Annotated in this window: 22 protein-coding genes; 11 read left to right on the forward strand and 11 right to left on the reverse strand. The window is 56.5% G+C overall.

The window, feature by feature from the left end:
- Nucleotides 1-55 precede the first annotated feature (55 nt).
- The 6 genes from Q371_RS03030 (at nt 56) to Q371_RS03055 (ending at nt 5,866) form a co-directional block, all read left to right on the forward strand.
- Entirely contained in the window at nt 56-496 is a 441-nt protein-coding gene (locus Q371_RS03030) for a hypothetical protein (RefSeq protein WP_034335771.1), read from the forward strand.
- Between the two features lie 44 nt (nt 497-540).
- Entirely contained in the window at nt 541-1,386 is an 846-nt protein-coding gene (locus tag Q371_RS03035) for a hypothetical protein (protein WP_034335774.1), read from the forward strand.
- 293 nt (nt 1,387-1,679) lie between these two features.
- Nucleotides 1,680-2,576: a glycine--tRNA ligase subunit alpha gene (locus tag Q371_RS03040; RefSeq protein ID WP_034335777.1), complete on the forward strand. Its 897-nt coding sequence runs from the start codon at nt 1,680-1,682 to the stop codon at nt 2,574-2,576.
- Nucleotides 2,573-4,636: a glycine--tRNA ligase subunit beta gene (gene glyS / locus Q371_RS03045; protein ID WP_034335779.1), complete on the forward strand. Its 2,064-nt coding sequence runs from the start codon at nt 2,573-2,575 to the stop codon at nt 4,634-4,636. Before Q371_RS03040 ends, glyS begins: the two co-directional genes overlap by 4 nt.
- 99 nt (nt 4,637-4,735) lie before the next feature.
- Nucleotides 4,736-5,470 (forward strand): WecB/TagA/CpsF family glycosyltransferase, encoded by a 735-nt coding sequence (locus Q371_RS03050; RefSeq protein ID WP_034335782.1) that lies wholly within the window; start codon nt 4,736-4,738, stop codon nt 5,468-5,470.
- Nucleotides 5,471-5,488: 18 nt separating this feature from the next.
- Nucleotides 5,489-5,866: a hypothetical protein gene (locus Q371_RS03055; protein ID WP_034335785.1), complete on the forward strand. Its 378-nt coding sequence runs from the start codon at nt 5,489-5,491 to the stop codon at nt 5,864-5,866.
- Nucleotides 5,867-5,917: 51 nt separating this feature from the next.
- Here the strand turns inward: Q371_RS03055 and Q371_RS27505 are convergent, their stop codons facing one another.
- From Q371_RS27505 to Q371_RS03090, 7 genes are all read right to left on the reverse strand, one after another.
- A complete protein-coding gene (locus Q371_RS27505; protein WP_169743778.1) occupies nt 5,918-6,457 on the reverse strand; it encodes a GGDEF domain-containing protein in 540 nt (179 codons plus the stop codon).
- Entirely contained in the window at nt 6,363-9,446 is a 3,084-nt protein-coding gene (locus Q371_RS25195; protein ID WP_051963129.1) for a PAS domain S-box protein, read from the reverse strand. The genes Q371_RS27505 and Q371_RS25195 overlap by 95 nt, the downstream gene beginning before the upstream one ends.
- Before the next feature lie 171 nt (nt 9,447-9,617).
- A complete protein-coding gene (locus tag Q371_RS03065; protein WP_245618201.1) occupies nt 9,618-11,054 on the reverse strand; it encodes a S8 family peptidase in 1,437 nt (478 codons plus the stop codon).
- A 181-nt stretch (nt 11,055-11,235) separates the two neighbouring features.
- A complete protein-coding gene (locus Q371_RS03070) occupies nt 11,236-11,862 on the reverse strand; it encodes a DedA family protein (RefSeq protein ID WP_034336024.1) in 627 nt (208 codons plus the stop codon).
- A gap of 161 nt (nt 11,863-12,023) precedes the next feature.
- On the reverse strand, nt 12,024-12,488 hold the full coding sequence (locus Q371_RS03075) for a hypothetical protein (protein WP_034335791.1): 465 nt from the start codon (nt 12,486-12,488) through the stop codon (nt 12,024-12,026).
- A gap of 314 nt (nt 12,489-12,802) precedes the next feature.
- A complete protein-coding gene (locus Q371_RS03085) occupies nt 12,803-13,597 on the reverse strand; it encodes a DUF2249 domain-containing protein (protein ID WP_034335797.1) in 795 nt (264 codons plus the stop codon).
- Between the two features lie 62 nt (nt 13,598-13,659).
- The gene (locus Q371_RS03090; RefSeq protein WP_034335800.1) at nt 13,660-13,881 is read right to left on the reverse strand and encodes a DUF2249 domain-containing protein; all 222 of its coding nucleotides are present in this window, start codon (nt 13,879-13,881) and stop codon (nt 13,660-13,662) included.
- A gap of 110 nt (nt 13,882-13,991) precedes the next feature.
- Between Q371_RS03090 and Q371_RS03095 the strand changes: the two genes are divergently transcribed.
- Genes Q371_RS03095 through Q371_RS25200 form a run of 3 tightly spaced genes read left to right on the forward strand, consistent with a single transcriptional unit; the run spans nt 13,992 to nt 15,838 of the window.
- Complete coding sequence (locus tag Q371_RS03095; RefSeq protein WP_051963130.1) at nt 13,992-15,158, forward strand: hypothetical protein; 1,167 nt, start codon at nt 13,992-13,994, stop codon at nt 15,156-15,158.
- Complete coding sequence (locus tag Q371_RS03100; RefSeq protein WP_034335803.1) at nt 15,142-15,447, forward strand: metal-sulfur cluster assembly factor; 306 nt, start codon at nt 15,142-15,144, stop codon at nt 15,445-15,447. The genes Q371_RS03095 and Q371_RS03100 overlap by 17 nt, the downstream gene beginning before the upstream one ends.
- A gap of 1 nt (nt 15,448) precedes the next feature.
- The gene (locus tag Q371_RS25200) at nt 15,449-15,838 is read left to right on the forward strand and encodes a truncated hemoglobin (RefSeq protein WP_051963131.1); all 390 of its coding nucleotides are present in this window, start codon (nt 15,449-15,451) and stop codon (nt 15,836-15,838) included.
- A 2-nt stretch (nt 15,839-15,840) separates the two neighbouring features.
- Here Q371_RS25200 and Q371_RS03110 read toward each other — a convergent pair whose 3' ends face one another.
- The 4 genes from Q371_RS03110 to Q371_RS03125 all read right to left on the reverse strand — a co-directional run bounded on the left by Q371_RS03110 (nt 15,841) and on the right by Q371_RS03125 (nt 20,073).
- Nucleotides 15,841-16,539, reverse strand: a complete 699-nt coding sequence (locus tag Q371_RS03110; RefSeq protein WP_211253793.1) for a Crp/Fnr family transcriptional regulator — start codon at nt 16,537-16,539, stop codon at nt 15,841-15,843.
- A complete protein-coding gene (locus tag Q371_RS03115) occupies nt 16,529-18,487 on the reverse strand; it encodes a PAS domain-containing sensor histidine kinase (protein ID WP_034335805.1) in 1,959 nt (652 codons plus the stop codon). The genes Q371_RS03110 and Q371_RS03115 overlap by 11 nt, the downstream gene beginning before the upstream one ends.
- Nucleotides 18,488-18,653: 166 nt before the next feature.
- Entirely contained in the window at nt 18,654-19,640 is a 987-nt protein-coding gene (locus tag Q371_RS03120; RefSeq protein ID WP_034335809.1) for a hypothetical protein, read from the reverse strand.
- 157 nt (nt 19,641-19,797) lie between these two features.
- Entirely contained in the window at nt 19,798-20,073 is a 276-nt protein-coding gene (locus Q371_RS03125) for a hypothetical protein (protein WP_034335812.1), read from the reverse strand.
- 2 nt (nt 20,074-20,075) lie between these two features.
- Here Q371_RS03125 and Q371_RS03130 point away from each other — a divergent pair, with 2 nt between their 5' ends.
- Nucleotides 20,076-21,095, forward strand: coding sequence for a LacI family DNA-binding transcriptional regulator (locus Q371_RS03130; RefSeq protein WP_034335815.1), 1,020 nt, complete (start codon nt 20,076-20,078; stop codon nt 21,093-21,095).
- Nucleotides 21,096-21,712: 617 nt separating this feature from the next.
- On the forward strand, nt 21,713-22,717 hold the full coding sequence (locus Q371_RS03135) for a LacI family DNA-binding transcriptional regulator (RefSeq protein WP_034335817.1): 1,005 nt from the start codon (nt 21,713-21,715) through the stop codon (nt 22,715-22,717).
- Nucleotides 22,718-22,731 lie beyond the last annotated feature (14 nt).

Here is a 22,731-nt window from a genome sequence, read left to right on the forward strand (position 1 = left end):
CTTCCTGATGTGCCCTCCCCTGACTTTCTGTTCCCGGAAAGGCAGGTCGCTTCACATGTTTTCCAACGCAGGCATCTCTGGAGTGCAACCCACTTCTGAAACAACCCAAATCATGCGCCATGACCTTCTGCCCACTTTCCAGATCCACGGCGCATCGAGGTGGCAGATGGATTACTTCACCCGTCTGGCCGATGTCAACCAGTTCTTCCAACCGGGGCACGTGGAACCCGTGCAGCAAAGCCTGCTGGCTTACGCTTACCGCAATTTCGACATTTACGTGACTTTCGATCCGAACGCCCCCACTGGAGATCAGGAAACCAGAGTGCTCTCACAGGTGCTGGACCGGGTGGCCATCGAAAAAACACACGCCCTGTACGAAATTTACAGCAAAGACCACACTGGAACAGGCGTGGTGTGCCTGATCAAACGCAGATGGGAAAACGAGGTTTTTCGCTTGCTGGAAGAGTTTGACCTGAAACGCCAGTGGAGGAGGTGACCCCAGAGCTGGATCCACCTCCTCTTGAAAGTACAATTTGAAGGATGTTGAAACCGACTCCATTGACTTTGCTGGCTTTGACTGCTCTGGTCTCCAGTGCGGTGGCCCAGTGCGTGCCCAACCCCAATCAGGATCTGGAAAGTGCAGGTCTGGTTGAACCTCAGTTTGTTAAACGGGTCTATGATTATCAGTTCACCACCAAAAGTGCTGCTGGCCCCGCCTTCCCCTCTGGTATCGCCACACAGTGGGAACTCTCTGGGGGAAAGGTGGTGTCCAGAAAAGGTTCTTTTTTGGACACCGGAGAAGAAACCGGCAAGTGGACTTACATCACCCAGAACAACCTGTTGAAAAAAGTGTACTTCCGGGAACTGGGCATCCGAGAAGGACATGACCAATACCTTTACAACCAGAGTCAGCAACCGGTCAGAATCAACCGCTATTCCAAAAGCGGAACCCTGACGGAATACTCCACCTGTGAATACAGCAAAAACACGGTGGCCCTGACCCGTTACCTTCCAGACACGAAGGCAACCGCCAAAAAACCATGGCTCCCTGACAGCAAAACCGTTTTTACCCTTCAAAACAACCTGCTGGTCCAGCAAAGCACCACCCCTTTGGAGGGCACTTCCCTTCAAAATGCCAGCACCGTCCAGTACCGCTACGATGACCAGAAACGCCTTGTCGAAACCATCACCACACTTTCCCAGAGCGAGGAACCCCCCCAAACCGTTCGGTATGCTTACGATCAGGAAGGCTTGCAGCACCTTGCCGGGTTTGAGAAGGTGGAATACACCAAAGACGCTCGGGGCAACTGGATTTCACGCACGGTTTTCATGGCAGATGGAACCCAGCTTCTGGAAACCCGCAAAATTGAATATGTGAAGCCCTGAACACACCAGCCCAGAGGGACTTTGCATTTTCATGATTCTCTCCTATACTGTCATCGTGTTGATCCGTAGGAGTACTGTGGCGATCAACCCCAGCGAGTCAGGGACGGTGTGAGCCTGACGGTCAGAGCCACAGGAAGGGCGACGGGGAGCAAAACAACTGCATAAAAGGGCCCGAGACTGCTCGGGAACTGGGGTGGGACCGCGGGTGTCCTGTTGAAAAGACAGCATTCGTCCCCAGGTGGACATCAAACCACCTGGGGACGTTTTTTTGTTTCCACGGTGAAGGAGGCACGATGAAGTACTTTCAGGATCTGATTTTGGAGCTCGACAAATTCTGGGCGGAAAACGGTTGTGTGATCACCCAGCCATATGACACCGAGGTGGGGGCAGGGACCTTTTACCCCTCGACTTTCTTGCGTGCTCTGGACAAAAAACCATGGCGCACCGCTTACGTGGCCCCGAGCCGTCGTCCTGCCGATGGGCGTTACGGTGAGAACCCTTACCGCTTCCAGTATTACTTTCAGTATCAGGTGATTTTGAAACCCAACCCCAGCGATGTGCAGGAACTGTACCTGCAGAGCCTGTACCGTCTGGGCATTGATCCCAACAAGCACGACATCCGCTTTGTGGAGGACAACTGGGAAAGTCCCACGCTGGGCGCCTGGGGTCTGGGCTGGGAAGTGTGGCTGGATGGCATGGAAATCACCCAGTTCACCTACTTCCAGCAGGTCGGGGGCATCGATGTGTTCCCAGTGACCGCCGAGATCACTTACGGTCTGGAGCGCATTGCACTGTACCTGCAAGGCAAAAACCATGCGTTTGATCTGGAGTACGCTCCCCCACCGATCACCGGAGCACCTCCGGTCCTGATGGGCGACATCCGCCGGGATTTTGAGTGGCAGCACTCCGATTACAACTTCAATGGGGTGAACAAGGACCTGCAACGCCAGAACTTCGAGAATTACGAGTCAGAGGCCAACCGCCTGCTGGCTTCCGGCCACGTGTACCCCGGCTACGAGTTCGTGATGCGGGCATCCCACTGCTTCAATTTGCTGGACGCCTCAGGCAGCATTTCCCACGCCGAGCGTCAGGCTTACATCGGGCGGGTGCGCAAAATCGCTGCCAAAGCCGCGCAGGCTTACGTGGACCATGAAAACCAGAAACTGGCACAACAGGAGGCCCAGCAATGATTCTGCTGTTTGAAATCGGCACCGAAGAACTCCCGGCCTTCTATGTGGATGAGGGCCGCGAAGGGCTTGAAAACCTGCTCTCTGAACGTCTGAAACAGGCCCGCCTGACGTTTGATTCCATCGAACTGTTCTCTACACCACGCAGGCTTGCTGCACGCATCTCTGGCCTCCCAGAGCGTCAGGAGCGTCAGGTCACCGAACGCCGTGGACCCAGCGTCAAAGCTGGAGAGAAAGCTGCACAGGGCTTCGCGGGCAGCATTGGCAAAACCCTTGCCGACCTGACCGAAAAAGACGGTTATTACTACGTCACCCTGACCGATGAAGGCAAAGCCACCCAAGACCTGCTCCCAGAGCTTCTGGCCAATGTGGTCCGTGACCTGCCTGCCAAACGCAAAATGCGCTGGGGTGCCGTGGAAGACTGCCAGTTTGTGCGCCCGGTGCAGTGGTTGGTGGCCCTCCTGGACGATCAGGTGCTGCCTGTGCAGGTGGCTGGACTGACCGCCTCCAGAACCACCAAAGGGCACCGTTTCATGGCCCCCACCCCCTTCAACATCCAGAGCCCTGCTTCTTACGAGCAGCAACTTGAAGAAGCTTACGTGATTGCCAGCCAGCAAAAACGTTATGACCTCGTGATCGAAGCTGCAAAAGGTGCCCTCGAAGAGGGTCAATCTCTGGAATGGCATGACGATCTGGTGAGCGAGATCGTCAACCTTGTGGAGTACCCCACCGCTTACCTCGGGCGTTTTGACGAGAAGTACCTGAAACTCCCTGACGAGGTGCTGGCTGAAACCATGATGGTCCACCAGCGCTACTTCCCGGTCAAAGGGGAAACCCGTCTGGTGAACGGCTTTGTGGTGATCTCCAACAACCGGGTTCCTGACGTGTCTGTGCCCATGAAAGGCTATGTGCAGGTGCTCGATGGTCGCCTCTCGGACGCCCTGTTCTTCTGGAACAACGACACCACCAAAACTCTGCTGGAGCACCGCGAACGCCTCTCTGGCATGGCTTTCCAGAAGGGCCTCGGAAACATGCTGGACAAGCAAACCCGTTTGCGTGACCTGTCCCAGAGGCTGGCCGCCAAACTGGGTGCAGACTCTGGTGTGGTCTCTCAGGCTGCAGAGGTCTTCAAAGCTGATCTGGCCACCCAACTGGTCTACGAGTACGCCGACCTTGCAGGTGTGGTGGGCAAAGCCTACGCTCTGAACGAAGGCAAAGCTGCAGAAGTCGCAGATGCGCTGGAACAAGGGGTCAAACCTGTCACTGCCGAGGCCGAACTGCCTGCCACCCTGACCGGAGCAGTGCTGTCTCTGGCAGACCGTCTGGACACACTGGTGGGCTTCTTTTCGATTGGCAAAGCCCCCTCAGGCAGTGCGGATCCCTTTGGCCTGCGCCGTTTGGGAATTGGTGCCGTGCGTCTGGTGGCCGCTTTTGGCATTGAAGTGTCTTTGATGGCCCTCCTAAAGGAAGCTGCAGCCGTTTATGCTGCCCAAAACATTGAAGTGTCCGAAGCCAGCCTGCAACAGCTGGAAACCTTCCTGTGGGAACGCTTCTCGGGCCTGATGACCTCTGCTGGGTACCCTGTGCAGTCTGTTCGGGCTGCCAGAGAAGCCGCCAGCAATTTCTACCCTGCTGCGTGGCGCATTGCCCTGCTGAAAGAACTGTCCCAGCAAGCCGAATTCGAGGACCTCGCCACCCTGTACAAACGTGCAGCGAACCTCTCCAAAGACGTGGAAGCCTCTGAAGTGCAACTGGACCTCGCAGAGCACGACTCTGAACGTGCCCTGTTCGCAGCTTTGAAAGAGTTGCAAGAGGCCAGCGTGCAACTGGAGTACGCAGCCAAAGCCGCTTTCCCTGCATGGGACATCTCTGAAGGCAGCGAAAGCAAACTGCCTCTGGAAAACCAGATCCGTCAGGTGGTCCTGATCAAACCCATCTTGGACGCCTTCTTCAACGATGTGATGGTGATGGTGGAAAACGAACAGGTGCGTCAGAACCGTCTGGCAGCTCTGGCGCAAGTGCGTCAGGCCGTGCAAGGTCTGGCCCGTCTGGAACTGCTGTAAACTGCTGTTTTGAAGCCAAAGGCCCGTGGAAACGCGGGCTTTTGGCACTGCTGCATTCCCGCTCCTCACGAGTCTGATGTTCATTCACGAAAGGACAACATGGATCCCACATCCCATGACCTGCAAGGTCTTCCCATCCATGCCGTCCGCCATGAAGAGGCCACCCAAACGCTGCTTCAGTGGGCCACCACATCTGGACCAGCCAAGACCGTAGTCACCATCAACCCCGAGATTTTCGTGCAGGCCAGCACAGATGTGGCTTTGCGTCAGGCTGTGCATGAAGCCGGACGGGTGACTGTGGATGGCATCGGGGTATACTGGGCTGCAAAACTCCGGGGCATTCCTTTGCCAGAGCGTGTTCTGGGCATCGAATTGATCCAGTCTCTGATGGCAGCAGGAGGAGCAAATTTGAGGGTGTACTTTTATGGTGCTGCTCCCGGCGTGGCAGAAAAAGCTGCACAGATTTGCCAGCAACAGTACGGCATTCAGGTGGCAGGCATCCGGGATGGGTACAGCCAGGCCACACCAGAGCACATCCTGCAAGACATTCAAAACTGTCAAGCCAATCTGGTGCTGACCGCTCTGGGTTGTCCTTTGCAAGAAACCTTCAATGAATGGGCAAGACAGCACCTCCAGAACTGCGTGCTGATCGGTGTGGGTGGATCTCTGGATGTGATTGCAGGCCATGCACCGAGAGCCCCCAAAATCTACAGCACTCTGGGGCTGGAGTTTCTCTGGCGCATCGTGAAACTCCGGCGCTGGAAAAGGTCTGTGCGGCTTTTGCAGTTTGTGGGTTTTGTGCTGAAAAATGGACGGGTTTCACCTGTTCCCTGAATTCCTTAAAATCAGGGCATGAAAAAAACACTCTGGTTTTGTTTGCTTTTTTTGACAGGATGCGTGCCTTCCAGCAGTTTCAATGTGCATGAAGGATGCAGGGTCCCCAAAGTGTTTGATACATTCAGCCTGCAATTCGCAAGCACCCCTCCCATTTTTGCTGGAGTCCGGGGCAAACAGTATGTGTATGTGCTGCTCAGCAGCAAGAAAAATCCAGATGGTTCGGTGCCTGTCATCATCACCAACATGTCACCCAAACAGCACAACTACATGCTGGACCCAAGCACTGCATCAGAGGATTCAGGCTTACAAAAATATGTTCATCCGGTCACCAAGGCGGTTTGGCTCTGGGGTGCCGATGAAGAAGGCTTCAAAAGCGCTCACGACTGCATGTGACAGGCACAACATCCGCTTCTTCTGGTTTTGCCCACACCTTTAAAAGCCGATTCACAGGTCCGTTGTGGCTGCCACCACCTGATTTCTCCCCTGACGTTTGGCCTGATACAGGGCAAAATCTGCAGCCCTGAGAAGCTCGTTGAGGTCCCGGCCATGCACCGGAAAAGAGGCCACCCCCAGAGAGCAGGTCACGGTGCCCACCATCAGGTTCTGGCTTTGCACCTGCATGCGGGCTGTGTTCTGACGCACCTGTTCTGCACGCTCAAGGGTCTGGTGCAAGGAAGCCCCGGGCATCAACAGGATGAATTCTTCTCCTCCATAACGGCAGGGCACGTCTTCGTTGCGCACACTCTGGCGCAGCAGGCGTCCAAATTCTTTCAGGACGGCGTCTCCTGCTTCGTGGCCGTAGGTGTCATTGAAGTCTTTGAAGTGGTCGAGGTCCAGCATGATCAGCCCGACTTCGGTGTGGTGCCTCTGGGCGCGTCGCACTTCGCGTTCAAAGGTTTCTTCCAGATAACGGCGGTTGAACAGTCCGGTCAGGACATCTCGGATGGACTGTTCTTTCAGGCGGTCCCGCAATCGGATGTTCACGAGGGCCAGAGCCACCGTTTCTGACACCGTCTGTGCCAACCTTTCCTGAGCAGGGGTGAACGCCTCTTTGGGGGCAGAAAGGTGCAACATGCCCACGGTTTCCCCTTGAGCGAGCAGGGAGCACACACAAAGTGGAGCGTTCAGCTTCGGAGATGTGCTTGCAAGCAATGGCTGCGCTGTGGCCTGCTCTGGCATACAGCCGGCCCCGCCTGAGGCCCCAGCATTCTTCTGGGTTGAAGACCGGCGAGCTGACCGTTGGGCCACGCCAACTGACCATTTCCTCAAGGATGTTTCTGGAGGGGCCAAAGGCATACAGGCTGCCACTGGCCTGTTCAAAGAGCCTCTGGAGGTGCTGGGCCACCACCTGCTGGGCTTCTTCGATGGTGTAACAGGCCTGCAGCATCTCGCTCATTTCGCTGAGGATGCGGGTTTCCAAGGTGCGGGCTTCGAGTTCTTCCACCTGTTGCTGCAACAGCACACTCAGGGAGTGAAGTTCGATGGTGCGTGAACGCACCCGTTCTTCGAGTTCATCTCTGGCGGTGCGCAAGTCCTGTTCCACTTTTTTGAGGTTGGAGATGTCCTGAGCGGTGACCACCCCAGCCACCCGCTCTCCAGCCTGATTGAGGATCGGGGCAGCACTGAACCATGCGGGGACCTGGCTGCCATCGGGGCGCAGCACTTCAAGTTCTTCGTTGAGGACCACTTCACCTTTTTCCAGAGCACGGGTGAGGGGCCACTCTGCAGGTTCCAGCACTTTGCCTGAGCGGACCAGACCACGGTAATCCTGAATCTGCTGGTCCACACTTTCAAGATCAAAAGCCTGCCCGAACAGTTTTTCCACCTGACGGTTGCCAAACAGCACTTTGCCGTCCGGTGCTTGTGCAAGCCACACCGCCACGGGCATTTGTTCCAGCACATCAATCAGGCGGGTGCGTTCCTGCTCCACCACTTGCAGGAGTTCCATGCGGTCCTGCTCGGCTTTGCGCCTCTCGGTGATGTCGAAAATCACCCCATCGAGCCACTGAACTTCTCCCTCTGGACTGTAACTGGCTTTGCCCCGTTCGTGGACCCAGCGGGTGCTGCCGTCCTGATGGACCATGCGGTATTGCATGTCGAAAGAGCGGTGGTTTTGCACGGCCCGGTGCACTTCGTTTTCCACCCAGCCCACATCCTCGGGGTGAACCAGTTCAGGAAAGGTCATTCCACCCGAGCCAAGCAGGGCACTGGCCGGATGCCCCACAATTTCATGCAGGTCTCCCAGCAGGTAGAGCATGGTCCAGTGGGCATCGTAGAGGCAGCGGTACACCACACCGGGAATGTTCTGCACCAGAGAACGGAAATCCTGTTCTCTGGCCCGGGCAGCTTCTTCCGCTTGCAACCGTTCGGCGTACAATTCCGCGTGTTCAAGGGAGAGGGCCACCCTCGAAACAAAACTGCCCACAAAAGGCAGGTCCTCATCGGTGAACTGCCCTTCTTTTTTCAGGAGGGTCAGGGTTGCAGATTTCTGGCCATGCAAAACCATCGGCACCATCACCATGCTCTGGTGGTCCAGCAAGTCCTCTGGGCCGTCAGGCAAGAAAGGCTGGTCCTGCTCCAGCACCTCTTTGACCAGAGGCTTCCATCCTTCTGCCTCTTTCAGGCGGGTTTCGGTCAGGCACCGGATGTCACCTGCAGGGGTCAGGCGGTGGACCAGCACATCGGCCTGAAACACCAGCCTTGCCAGTTCTGCAATGGTCTGCAGGGTGACCTGCAAATCCAGAGATGCAGAAAGGTGCTGGCTGGCTTCAGAGAGGATGTCCTGTCTGGCCCTCTGGGCTTCAAGGGCTTCACGGTTGCGCTGTTCGGACAGGCCCAACCGGACCCGCTCAAAGGCCTGCGCACATTGCCGGGTGAGCTGCAAGAGGAAAGCCTGCTCATCTGTGTCAAAAGCCCTCTGGATGTTGAAACTCAGGGCCAGCACCCCCCGCACCTGATCCTCGATCATCAGGGGAATGACAGCGACGCTGAGGGTCTGCTGGGAACGGGCGGCAGCCGCTTTGGGATAACGCTCGATGAGTTCATGGGTGCCCATGAAAAAAGCCTGTTTTTGCAGCACCGCTTCACCCACCGGGAAGTCCGCAGTCACCGGGAAATCCTGAAATTGCTGGGTGGTGTTGGCCGGGTATCCCAGGCTGTCCACCAGATGCAGGCGGTCTCCGGTATCACCCACCAGAAACAGGCCACCCGAGTAAGCCCCCGAGGCCTGCACGGCTTCTTGCAGCAGCACGGTGGTGACCTGTTCGGTGGTGCGGGTGTGAATGAGGGCAAGGGCAAGACGGGCAAGGCGGGTGCTGCGGTCCACCTGAATTTCTTCTTCGGTCACATCGTGCACGTGGACCATCCAGCTTTGCAGGTTTCCCTCAGGACCGGGAATGGCCAGCAGTTGCACCCGTGCCGTGAACACCGTGCCATCGGTGCGCATGAAGCTGGTCAGGAACTGGTGTTCTCCTTTTTTGCGGGCCTCAATCCCATGGGCATGCAGATGCTGCAGGGAAGCCGGAGCAATGAAACGGGTGGCTTCCTGTCCCATCAGGTCTTCCAGAGGGGTTTTCAGCATCCGGGCCATGGCTGGATTGACCATCACCACTTCAGCGGTGGTGGGACGGATCACCAGAATGCCCGATTCGGCCTGTTCAAATGCCAGAGACAGCAATTGCAGGTTTTCCAGATCCCTCTGGGGGGTGAGGGTCAACAGGAAACCATGAGGCTGCAAAGGCTGCATCTGTGCCACGCAAGGATGGGTGTGCCCTTCGCGGTCTTGCAGGACCAGCGGAAAAGATCCGTGGAGGGGGCCCTCTGGGAGAGGGGAAGCCAGCAGCACATTCACAGGCTTTCCGATGGTTTCTGCAGGGTTCCAGCCCAATGTCCGGGCACAATCAGGGCTCCATCCCATCAGGTGGTGTTCGGTGTCCAGCAAAATGGACCAGAGGGAAAAAGGGGGGAATTCCATGTCATGCCTCCAGACAGACCTCAATGAATATGCCTCGTGTGGGCATGTTTTGATTGTGGAGGACTTGCAAAGGCAATTCCGTCAAAATCCGCACCAAGTTCAAACCTCTTTCCAAACCCATTCCAAAGAAAAAGCTCCGGAAAACCGGAGCTTTTTGCAGGTGAATGAAGTTCAGAATCCGCCCACGTTGAGGCGTCCACCGGTCACGGTTTTGCCCGAGAGGGAGGGGGTGGGCAGGGCTGCGGCCAGAATGGCGTCTTTGATCTGGCGTGCCGTGGCGGTGGGGTTGATGCTGACGTACAATGCCGCTGCACCCGAGACGTGCGGGGTGGCCATGCTGGTTCCGTTGTAGGAGGCGTAACTGTTGGTGGGCACACTGGAGTTGATGGCCACACCGGGAGCCCCGATGTCCACGGTTCGTGCTCCGAAGTTGGAGAAGCCTGCAATGCCTCCGGTGCTGTTGATGGCTGCCACCGCAATCACGCAGTCCCAGCCCCGTGTGCCATTGTTGGTGCACTCGTAGTTGGATGGGTAGTTGGCCACAGAGTCGTTGTTGTCGCCAACCCCGTCATTGCCCCCGTTTCCAGCCGCAGCAATGAACAGGATGCCTGCGTTTCCAGCACGGTTGATGGCGTCCAGCAGGGCTTGGGAGAAACCGCCTCCGCCCCATGAGTTGCTGGTGGCCACAATGTTCAGCCCATGGCGGGTTTTCAGGTCGGTGAAGTAATCCACGGCCTTGATGGCGTTGGCGGTGGTGCCCCCTCTGGCCCCGAGGAATTTGCCCGAGATCATGGTGACGTTCCAGTTCACCCCGGCCACGCCCACCCCGTTGCCTCCCACTCCACCGATGGTTCCAGCCACGTGGGTGCCGTGCGAGTCAGGACCTTCGCGTTTGTTGCCATCAAAAACCGTGTTGTTGCCGTTGGCAAAGTCCCAACCCCGGGTGTCGTCGATGTAACCGTTTCCGTCGTTGTCCACGCCATCCACAGGGTCGTAAGGGTTGGTCCACATGTTGGCAGCAAGGTCAGGGTGGCTGAACTGGATGCCCTCATCGATGATGCCGATGTACACGCTCTTGCTGCCGGTTTTGCCAGCACTCCATGCTTCTGCAGCCTGACTGCCGTAAATGTTGCTGGGGCTGGAGAGGTCTCCGTACATGCCCCAGAGGTTGTTTCCGGTGAAGTAGGGATCGTTGGAGGTGGCAGCATGGGTGTAAATCCAGTTGGGCTCGACATATTCCACGCCGGGCTGGGACTTCAGTTCGTTGATGACCTGTTGCACAGTCTTGCCGTTGTTGATTTTCAGGAGTTTGAGGGTCTTGCCCTGTTTGCTGGCCACGGTTTCTTTTTTGGAGAGGCCGTGGTTGCGTTCCACCACTTGCTGCTGGTCTTCGGTGCTGTTGTATTGGACCAGCACTTCATCGGCAACGAAGTTCTGGTTCTGTCCCAGTGGGGCCACTTCGGTCTGGGCGGTGGTGGTGGGACTCTGGCTGCATGCAGCAAGCAGGGCGGTGAGGGTGAGGGCTGCAATGGAAAGCTGGGTTTTGCGCATGAACAACTCCTGAACCTGAAACAATGAACGGAAGCCCCAGTGGGTCACTGGTGACATGGTGGCCTGCTTCCCGAGGGAAGCCTTTTGTTGAAGATGCTCAAATTTAACAACCGAAGCTGACTGGATCATGAGAAAAATGCGAAGATTTGAACGAGGTACAAAAAAAGCAAATGCCAGAGCAGGAATCTGGCATTTTAACCGTTTTATAGGGGATTTTACTGAGTCAGGGCTGAGGGTTTTAACCGGTCTGTTTCTGCTCTTTGCGGGCCTGTTCGTTACGCCGGATGAGAAACCAGCGAACCACCACAATGGCCAACACACCCAGCACGGTATAACTGACCGGCTTCATGTAATGCTCCACTTCTTTGTAATTGTCTCCCAGCAAATACCCGAGGTAGGTCAAAAGCGCAGACCACAGGGCCGTTCCCAAGGCTGTGAACAGCAAGAACAAGCGCACCGACATTTCACTCATGCCGGCAGGCAGGGAAATCAGGGAACGCACCCCCGGAACCAGACGCAGAAAGAACACGGTCTTTCTGCCATGCTTGTCGAACCAGTCGTCGGCTTTGCGGATGTCGTCACCCGAGAGGGTCAACCATTTGCCGTGTTTGTCGGCCCACTTGATCAGGCGCTCCTCGCCGACCCAGCGACCCAGCCAGTACAGGGGCAGGGCACCCAGCACAGAACCCACCGTTCCGGCCAGCACCACACCCACAAAAGTCAGATCGCCTCTGGCAGCAGTAAATCCGGCCAGTGGCATGATCAATTCAGAAGGGATCGGAGGGAAAATGTTCTCCAGAAACATCAAGAGCACAATCCCCAGGTATCCCATGTCGTTCATCAGCTTCTCAATCCACTCCAGCATGTTGCCGATGGTAACAGAATGCATTTGAGACGGATGTGCCAGATGTTCCAGCTTTGTGACCCGGCCTGTGCATCAAAACCGTGCTGCCACCATCAAAACAGGCTTTTTTGGTGTTGAGAAGCAAAAAACACAAGGCACATCAAAATAAACTGAAGATGAAATCAACCGATCTTGAATTGTATCTCAAGCCACAATAAATATTGCTGCCCTGAGAAAATCAGGCAGGTCTGCTCTTCGGAATCGCGGTTTCTCTGGTGGATGTGCTCGATCATGCGCTTGCCATGCCAGCGTCCGCAGTACGGGCACACGTTCACAAACTGGTGGCGTCTGGAACCTGCACTGGCCTGTGGATTGGGACGCAAAATCATGTTGTATCTGGAGGCCTGTGGAATGAAACGGGAGGTGTCAAAAAACACCACCGCCCGTTTGCACTGCACACAACGGGTCGCGGTGAACACGCTTTCCTGCTGGTGCTGCATGTTCACGCCCTGCTCCTGCATGTAACGCCGCACAAAACGAAACACCCGGCCATGCTGCTGTTCCAGCAAGGCCGCTTGCTCTTGGCTCAAACGCTGGGCCTTGAGCACATGGGCCTGCACCTCTTCGGGAAGGGCCTCCTCTGGCATGCCTCATTTTAAGGGAAAACGGCTTTTCAGATGGGGTGCAAAGTCTCGTTCGGCCAAGACAAACACAAAGTCTGAAGTTTGGCAGGTCACTTGAGAAAGCGTTCAGCCGTCAGCCCTCAGCTTTCAGCAAAAAAGCTCACCCAGAAGCTTTTGCTTTCGAAAACAGGCAGACCAAACGGCAAAGACCACTCAGATTTGGCAATCTCAAGGGATTTGAGGAAGACTTTCCTTCTGCCTGACGGCTGAACGCTGAGGGCTGACGGCTCTCTCTGCCTGCATCGCCCGAGCAGCGACTTTGCGTTTCGCCTGCTCCATCAACCTTTCTGAATCCAGAGTTTCACTTCACTCCCCTGTTCCTGCACTTCTGTTCGAAAACCCAGGTCTTCCAGACGCTGCAGCAGGTAAACCGGCCTTCTGACGTGATGGACCAGCAGGGTTTTTCCAGCAGGCAAACGGTCCAGAGCAGCGAGAATCCGCATCATGGGCTCTGGGGGTTCCAGAGTCTCTGGAATGTGGATTTCATGGTCAAAAGACCTTGAGATGGGGGCTGTCTGCCCCACCTGAGCAGGAGGGGTCCAGAGCACATCCGAGCGGTAAAAGTGCACCTCGTAGGTACCCTGATGGGTGCTGCACCACGGTTCAAATCCTTGCTTTCCGAGGGCCTGATACAGCGGAATGGGCTCAAAGGGAGCGATCAACAAGAAACGGGACCCTTCTGGCACTTTTGCACTGGCTTTTTGAATGTGCTTGAACGGCTCCTCACCCTGCTCCAGCAAAGCCCGCACATCCAGTTCTGAAGCCAGAGGTGCAGTGATCCACTCTGGAGGTGGGGTGTCCAGCATCGAAACGGACATGGTTTCTCCTTTTTCGGTGTGTTCAGGGCTCAGGGAAAATCCGGCAGCCTGACGCAAAGCATCCAGCAAAACCTGTGCATCCAATCCGGCCATGCCCGCAGCTTGCTGGACCGTCACCAGACGGGGCATCACTTTTCTCAAGACGGGGTTTTTGAGTTTGTGAAACGCTGGACTGGCATCCAGCAGCACCTGCAAACACGCAGGATGGCTTTCCAGCACTTCGCTGATGCGGGTGGTGGGCAGAATGGTGGACATGTCGGCTCCTGCAAAAACCTGTACCAAACAGGGTCCGGGCTGTGTAGGCCCGGACCAGCTTTTCACGCTCTGGAAATTTTGACGCGCCACACCCAAGGGCCGGACTCCAGATACTCCCACTCAAACAGACCGGGACGCTCGATCATGAACTGGTAGTACAGGGGCTTGGGGTCATGGTCGTTGACCAGTTCAAAAGCAGAGCCCTGAGCGAGGTTGTCGAACACATTGAAGATCTTCGGGTGGCGTTCTCTGGGGATGATGGTGCGAACATCGACTTGTTGCATGGGTGTTTCTCCTTCTGCATTGAGTGTGCCTGCCCTGCACCCCTTCCATCCATGACTTAAGTCATGGCCTGCCCGAGGACGCCTTTCTAAAATCAGGGTCGGAGGCACCCATGATTGCACTTGCCCAAAAAAACACCACTGCTCCCTATCAGGTGCCTGCTGGATTCGTTGTGCTCTCCAGCGTGTTTCTGGTGTGGGGGATTCTGCTGTTCGCCCTGAACCCGCAAGGGTTTGAAAGTGGCCGACATCCCGTCACCCTTGCGTTCACCCACCTGATGCTTCTGGGGTTTGGCACTGGCATTCTGGTGGGCAGCATGCACCAGCTTTGCCCGGTGATTCTGGAAACCAGACTGGTCAAAAGTTGGTGGGGATACGCCGTGCTGGGTTTCTGGGCTCTGGGCGTTCCCATTCAGGTGCTGGGCTTCTTGCACTTCAAACCCCTCTGGATTGCTCTGGGAGGAGGTCTGGTCAGCGTGGCCCTCGTGTGGTTCGCGGTGCACATGGCTCTGGTGTTCCGGCAAACCCGCAAGTGGAATGTGGTGGCCACCAGTCTGGTGTGGGTGACCTTCCACCTGCTCACCACACCCATGGTCGGAATGCTGCAAGCCGTCAGCATGCACATCGGAGGTTACGATCCCTCAAGGCTTCAGCACCACGCCATCCTCGGGTTGGTGGGGGTGTTCATGGTGTCCATTGCAGGGGTCGGGCACAAACTGGTCGGGATGTTCACCCTGTCGCACGGGGTGAAACCCAGAGTGATGGGCCTGAACCTCTGGGTGCTGAATCTGGCGATCCTGTCGGATCTGATCTTCCCTGTGCTGACCGTTCCCTTGCTGCTGCTGGGAAGCCTGCTGATGGTGCTGGACGCCCACAACCTGATCCGAAAACGGGTCAAGCGAGCGCTGGATGTGGGGGTCAGGCATTATGTGGCTGGCCTTGGGTTACTGGTGACCAGTGGGGTCACGGCAATGCTGGGGTTCTGGACCCTCAGTCTGGTTTGGTTTGGTGGTTTTCTGCTGCTGGTCATCACCGGCATGCTGTACAAGATCCTGCCTTTTCTGGTGTGGCTGCACCGCTACGCCGATCAGGCCGGAAAGTCCCACGTTCCCACCCTGAAAGAAATGTTCCACGAAAAAACCGCCGATCTGGCCATGTGGACCTTCCTTCTGGGAATCCTGCTCACGGCCCTGCACCCGGCGGGCCTGTGGGTGGTGGCCCTCGGGTTGCTGCCTTACCTGAGGGTGCTTCTGGAGGTCATGCATGTCCGCCAACACTGAACACCTCGCCCACCTGTTGTTGCAAAATGTGATGGATCCCGAGCTCAGCATCAGCATCATTGACCTCGGGTTGGTGTACCGTCTGGAAACCCGAGGGGACACCTTGCACGTCACCATGACCCTGACCACACCGGGTTGCCCTTTGCACGATACCCTGACCGGTTCTGTGAAACACGCCCTGTCCCGACTGCCGGGCATCGAGCATGTAGAGGTGGATCTGGTGTGGGAACCCGCGTGGAACCCCGAGCGCATCACCCCTGAAGGCAAACGCCTGCTGGGCTGGAGGTAAAATGCTTCCCCTGAACCTGTATGAAAACATCGGTGGCCGTCCCACCATTGAGAAACTGGTCCGCACCTTCTACCAGAACCTGAACCAGATCCCCGAGATGAAAAGGGTGTTCGATCAGGTGGTGGAAACCCCGGCAGAGCAGTGGTGGGAACGCCACATCCAGAAACTCACCGACTTCTGGACGGGTGTGCTGGGCGGACCCAAAAACTTCCGGGGGTCTCCGCCTGTCGCGCACCTCGGGTTGGGCCTGAACACCGACCACTTCAACAAATGGCTGTCCGTGTGGGAACACACCTGTGAACAGGAGTTGCCTGAAGAAGCCGCGGTTTTCCTGATGCAGGCCGCAGGGCGCATGCGTCTGGGGCTGCAAAACCACCTCGGGCTGTCCTAGGGTCATTCAATCGAGAGGTCTTGCAGCACATCGGTCCGGAGCACCCACACTTTGCGGCCTTCCAGTTGAATCAACCCTTGCCGGAAAAACTCCCCGAGTTTGCGGCTGATCAGCTCTGGCACGGTGCCCAGTTGGGCAGCCATCACGGCATTGGTGGGAAGCATGAAGCCATTGCCGTGCTCGTCTTGCAGTTGAAGCAAGGTCTCTGCGACCCTTGCCCCCACCTCACGGAAAAACAAGCGGTCCAGCAGGTGCATCAGTTCGCCCTGCTTGCGGGCCTGATAGCGGATCACCGATTGTGCGAGGGTGGCGTTGTGGGTCACGATCTGCATGAAACGTGCCCGGTCCATCACCAGCACGGTGCTGTTTTCCAGAGCCTCACAGGAAGCGGGGAACTCTGGGCGGTCCAGAAACACCGCCACCAGAGCCACCGCCCGGTAGGGTTTCTCAAGGTGCAGGGTGATCTGCTTGTTGGCTTTGACCCCCTCTTTGTACACACGCAGGCATCCCCGGATCAGGATGTGCACCCGTTCCACCGGATCGCCCTGCAAGAACACCTGCTCTCCTTTCAGAAAGTGGCGTTCTTTGAACTGGACGGCAAGCTCTGTCAGGTCTTCCTGCCCGAGTCCCTGAAAAATCGGGGTGAGGGACAGCATGTGGATGACCTCTGGGATGCTGGACACCGGAGGCTCAGACATCATGGGGTTCCCGGATGGGGAGTTGAACCACTGCGGTGGTGCCTTTCCCGAGTTCGCTTTCCAGCCAGATGTGCCCCCCATGGCCTTCCACAATCCAGCGGGCAATCGGAAGCCCGAGGCCGGTTCCTCCGGGGTCCACGCCACGGTGACGGCTCTGGTCCGCACGGTAAAACCGCTCAAACACCCGTTCCAGATCCTGTCTGGCGATGCCCGGTCCGTTGTCCTGCACACGCACCTCCAGATAATCTGCGGGCTGCTTCAGGGACACCTCGATTTGACCTCCGGTCGGGGTGTACTTCAGGGCGTTTTCCAGCAGGATCAGGAGCAGTTGCTTCAGGCGGTCCCGGTCCCCGAGCAACTGCACCTCTGGCAGGTGGTGCAACACAAGTTGATGGGTTTGCTGCACCCGGTCGGTCTCTCGGCACACCTCTTCGATGACTTCGGTGAGGTCCACCTGCTCCTCCTGAAATTCGATGCCTGCATCCCCTCTGGCAAGGGTGAGCATGTCGTGGACCAGACGCCCGAGGCGGATGGCTTCGCGCTGCACATCAGAAAGGATTTCTTTGCGGTCTGGCTCGGGGATGTTGTCGTAGCGCATCAGGATGTCGAGGTTGCCCTGAATGGCGGTCAGGGGGGTGCGCAGTTCGTGGGCAGCATCGGCCATGAAGCGCTTCTGGACCTGCATCAGTTCACGCAAGCGGTGTTCGCTTTCCGAAAGGGCAGATTCCGCCAGTTTGCGGTCATGGATGTCAATGCAAGCCCCTGTGAAACCCACAAATTCACCATCAATGCCGTAACGCGGAACCCCACGGTCCAAAAGCCAACGGTACACCCCATCGTGGCGACGCAAACGGTACTCCATCTCGAATTCTTTCTGCTGGTCAAAATGCCCGAGGTAGATTTCCAGACAGCGTTGTAGGTCCTCTGGATGCACCCCCTCGGCCCAACCGTTGCCATACTCCTGTTCATGGGTGCGGCCTGTGAAATCCAGCCACACCTGATTGAAGAAATAATAGCCTTTGCTGAGGTCGCTCATCCAGACCAGAACCGGAGCACTGTCTGCCATGGTTTTGAAGCGCTCCTCGCTCTCACGAAGGAGCTTTTCCTGCCGGACCTGATGGGTGATGTCTCTGGCAATCGAGATGATGTTGCCGCCCCCCTCATCTGAGGTGTTCCAGGACAGGTGGACCACCGATCCGTTTTTGTGCAGGTAACGGTTGCGGTAATCGCGCACCATTTGACCCTGCAGGATGATGTCGTTCATTTTGCTGGTTCTGGGCAAATCCTCAGGGTGCAGGAAGTCGGTGAGGGGACGCCCGATCATCTCCTCTGGGGTGTACCCGAGGATGTCCTGACAGGCCCGATTCACGGTGTTGATGGTGAAACCCGTGCGGGTGATGATCATGTCTGGGGTGCGGTCCAGAATCTGGGCCAGCCGTTTTTCCACCTGCACGGCTTTTTCCTGCAACAACTGCCGATGCAAACCAATGGTGAGCGACTGGGCCACCTGTGCCGCCTGAATGATGCGCCCCATGTCTGGTTCTTGAGGTTCCTCACTGGCCGAGTAAATCAAACCCAAAGTGTCGTCTGGCAAGCGCAAAGCGCAGCAGTACAGGGTGTCGAGGTGGTAAGCCTCCATCAAAGCCTGTTCGGTTGCACCCATCTGAGCACGGTCACGGCTCCAGACCAGTTGCACCATCTCTTCCTGCTGTGCCCGGCGTCCAAGGGCCTCTTCCTGAAGGTGCAGGCGGGCCTGCATCAGGACCGGCAGTTCTGCAGCCTTTAAACCGTACATCCCCACCGGACGCAACACCCCTTTGGGCTGCCTTTCCTCCTGCAGCCATACCGCGGCCTTGTTGCACCGCAAGGCACGGGCAAACAATTCGGCAAACTGGTCTTCGGCGTGGTCCGGCCAGCGCAAGGCAAGGTCAGGGGGTTGAAGTAACGTCATGCAAAGCTCCCATTCAGCAATCTCTTGTGGCAATTGTATCCAGAGCCGCGCCAAAAGCAGTGTGATCCTTCCCGAAGTGGGGATGCCTCTGGCGGCTCTGGTGATGCCTTGATTGTACAGGGGATTATGGTGTGCAACCTGAAACCCTGTGTATCGGGACTTGCATTCAGACCCCGAGCTTCACCCTGATCCGTTCCACTTCAAGACGCAGGGTTTCCAGAGGGGTCTGTAGCACCCAGCCTTCAAAGTCCTCCACGCTGTTCCGGAGTTCCATCATCACTTCCCCAAGGGTTTGCCCTTCGATGCCCGTCCATTCCCGGACCGTGTGCCCGTTGAATTTCTGATGGGCAGCCCGTTTGCGTTCCAGAAAACGGTGGGTTTCCTCGATGGCTTCCTGAAAACCCGGAAACCTCTGGATGGCCCTTTCGAGTTGCTGTTCTCGGGTGGTCACAGGCCCAGGGATCCGCTCAAAGAAACCATTCTGCTCAAGGTGCTCCAGAAAGCCCTGATAGGTGGGGCGCTTGCGGTCCCTCTGGCGGTTCTGGCTGTTCTGCTGGTCTGGTCGGTAACACCCCGGATAAAAGTACGGTGAGGAGGTCGCGTAATCGTACACCTCCTGCAAGGTGTCAAAACCCTGTTTGAAACGCTCTGGATCATATCCGAGGAACCGGATGCCCTCCAGGTAATCCGAAGTGAGTTTCAGCACCCGCACGGTGTTGTTCTGGTCCATCACCTTGTACAAAAGCCCTCGGTGCCCGAGCACAAACCCGAGGTGGTGGGCCAGTTTCCCCAGCAAATTCCCGAGGTCATTGAAACTCAGGTAATTCAGGGTGTGATCAAATTCTTCACTTCTGGCTTTGATCAAATCGATCTGCAAATCCCGGAATTCAAAAGTGAAGGTGTCCCCGTTGTTGTAACTGTCTCTGGAAGCAAACGCCTCCATCACCTGCTCGGTCCAGTTGTGGGGCAGGTGGTCGGACTCCACCACGATGTCCATGTCTCCGTGGGTTTCTTTGGCGGTGTAAAACGGGACCAGTGCAACACGCCCCTGCACGATGGGCTGCAGGGTGGCCTCGATCTCTGGGTAAAGTTTCAGGTATTCGGATGTGTGGTATCTGCGTGTGGGATGGTTCTTGAGTGCATTGCCGCCCATGTTGCACCTCCTTTGTGGTGTCTTCCATTGTGCAGGACAAAAAAAAGAATTGCATGGTTCAGGTGGCGTAAGCCAGGGTCCATGCAGCGTCCCTGTTCGGGCAATGCGAACAGAGAGAGCCGTCAGCCCTCAGCGGTCAGCCCTCAGCGGTCAGCCCTCAGGCAGAAGGAAAGTCTTCCTCAAATCCCTTGAGATTGCCAAGTCTGAGTGAGCTTTGTCTTTTGGTGGCTTTGTCTTTCTGCTTGCCAAAGCAAAAGCCTCTGGGTGCGCTTTTCGCTGAAAGCTGACGGCTGATCGCTGAACGCTTTTCCAGGTGACCTGCCAAAAGTCGGACTTTGCGCCAACCTTGCCCTGCAACAAACCCGATCGGTGCTATAGTAAAAACAGCAGTGCAGGAAGCTTTTTCCCCTGCAAAACGAATTTCAAGGGTCACCCGTGCCAAATCCTTCATCGATCACACTAGAAGACATTGCCAGAGTGGCTGGGGTTTCCCCGATGACCGTTTCCAGAGTGCTGAACGGCAAATCCGGTGTGGCTGCAGCCACCCGCCAGAAAGTCATGGCTGCGGTGCAGGCCTCGGGTTATGTCCCGAATTTGAATGCGCGGGCTCTGGCCGGAAACCAGACCCGTGTGCTGGGCATGCTGGTCCCGGATTTTTCCACGCAGTACATTTCCGAACTGGCCCGAGGGGCCGGACATGCAGCCAATCAGGCAGGTTATGAACTGGTGCTCTACACCCATTCCCATGCACAGCAGAAAGCCTCCACACACGTCACCCTGATCACCAGAGGGTTGCTGGATGGCCTCATCATTGTGCTGCCGGACATCGCAGACCAGCAGTTGGAAGGGTTGCACCAGTCGGGCTTGCGGATGGTGATTGTGGACCACCGGCATGAACTCAAAAGCCTGCCTTCGGTGGATGCCGACAATTACCGGGGTGCCCGCCTGATGATGGACCACCTGCTGGACCTCGGGCACAGGCGGATCGGGTTCATTGCGGGTCGGCCTGACACGCGGGCCAGTCTGGAGCGCCTGAGGGGTTACAAAGAAAGCCTGCAACTGCGTGGCATCGAAATCGATGATCAACTGATCCATCCGGGCAACTTCCTGCAAGCCGAGGGGGTCAAAGGTGCGCAGGCGTTCATGCAACTGGACCAACCGCCCACTGCGATTTTTGCCTGCAACGACATGATGGCTCTGGGGGCCATGGACCTCGTGCGGGACATGGGCCTCAGGATCCCCGAGGACATCAGCATCGGGGGCTTCGATGACATTCCGATGTCGGCGCACTTCTATCCAGCCCTGACCACCATCCGGCAGCCCCTGTTTGACATGGGCAGTGCAGCCACACGCATGATCATCAACATGCTTTCGGACATCGAGAACCCCTCACACCAACTCGAACTCAAAACCGAACTGGTGGTGCGCAGTTCCACGGGTCCAGCTTCAAACTGAGCAGCAGGTTTTTTGAAATGGGTTCTGATCAAAAGACACCCCTTTGCAAACGTTGTCAAAAGTCTGACAGGGCCAAAAAGTTCTGAAATGAAAGCACCGACTGGCCCTTGAGCAGCCTGCCTGACCTTTTCACAAAAAAAAAGAAAAGAAAACAAACCGAAAACCTTTGAAACCTGCAGAGCAACAGCATCCCCTGATGCTCTGGTTTTCTCCCGTTCAGGGAGGGTTTTCTGTGGCTGCGTCTGGGATGGGCCGAGGCACCGGAAACCCTTCAAGCCAGAAATGTAAGCGTTTACTTTTTGATCCTCTAAGGGTTTTCCCTGAGAGTTTACAGCCCACAGCTTTCGAAAGAAAGAAACCTTCCAAAAATCAACTGGGCTTTAAAGTCCTCCAGAACACCCTCAAATGTAAATGTGTTACATGATTTTAGAGGGTCCGCCCCACCTGCGAAACTTTCCAGGGCCTCTCGAAACAAGAATTGAAAGTTGGTTTTTGATGTTCACAAGGCATCTTTTATCGGTAAAGCTATTGACAGCGTTTTCAAGTTCAGTTACATTGTGTTTCATCCTCAACCCCCATTCTGCTGGCCGCCTGCACCACGCCAGGAGAGGACGTTCATGACCCGAAATGTCACCATCAAAGACATCGCCCGAGAGGCCGGTGTCTCGATCAGCACGGTTTCCCGCATCCTGAACCACGCCCCTCTGGTCCGTGAAGAAAAACGCCAGAAGGTGCTTTCCGTCATCGAACAACTGGGTTACCAGCCCAATGCCAGTGCACAGAATCTGGTGCGGGGCACTTCCATGACCGTGGGGGTGCTGACCCAGGACATCGCCTCACCGTTCTACAGCGAAGTGGCACGGGGCATTGAAGCAGGATTCTCAGGCTCTGGTTACCAGCCGATCTTTGTGAATGGCCACTGGGAAGTTCAGGATGAAACCGCCGCCATATCCGCCCTCATTCGCCGTCAGATGGACGGAATCATCATTCTGGGAGGAAGATTACCGGAAACACAATTGCACGCCCTAAACGCGCGTTTCCCCATCATGATGGTGGGCCGCCACATCAGCGGCCTTGAAGAACACTGCCTGCACATCGATGACCTTGAAGGGGCTTACCTGGCCACCCGACACCTGCTGGACCTCGGACACCAGCGCATCGGGCACATCGCCGGGATCCTGACCCACACCGATGTTGTGCAGCGCTTCGCAGGCTACCGCATGGCCCTCTCTGAAGCCCGCATCCCCTTTGACCCCGAGCTGGTCTACGAAGGGGAATTCACCGAAAGTTCAGGCATTCTGGCCATTGAACGCTGGGTGTCCTCTGGCATCCATTTCAGTGCGATTTTCGCAGCCAACGACCAGATGGCCTACGGGGCCAGACTGGCCCTGTACCGGCGTGGAATCCGTGTCCCAGAGGATGTCTCTCTGGTGGGCTACGACGATTTGCCTGCTTCCCGTTTTTTCCTGCCCCCACTGACCACCGTGCACCAACCCCTTTTCGAGATGGGCGAAAAAGCCGCCCACTGCATGCTGAACCAGCTCAGGGACCAGCATGACCCGATGCACCCCTTGCAAGTGCGCCTGAGTGTGCGCGAATCCACCCGTTACCACCACAGATGAAGTTCTTGTTTTTG

Origin of the sequence: Deinococcus misasensis DSM 22328 (assembly GCF_000745915.1) — a bacterium.
Taxonomy (GTDB): Bacteria; Deinococcota; Deinococci; order Deinococcales; family Deinococcaceae; genus Deinococcus_C; species Deinococcus_C misasensis.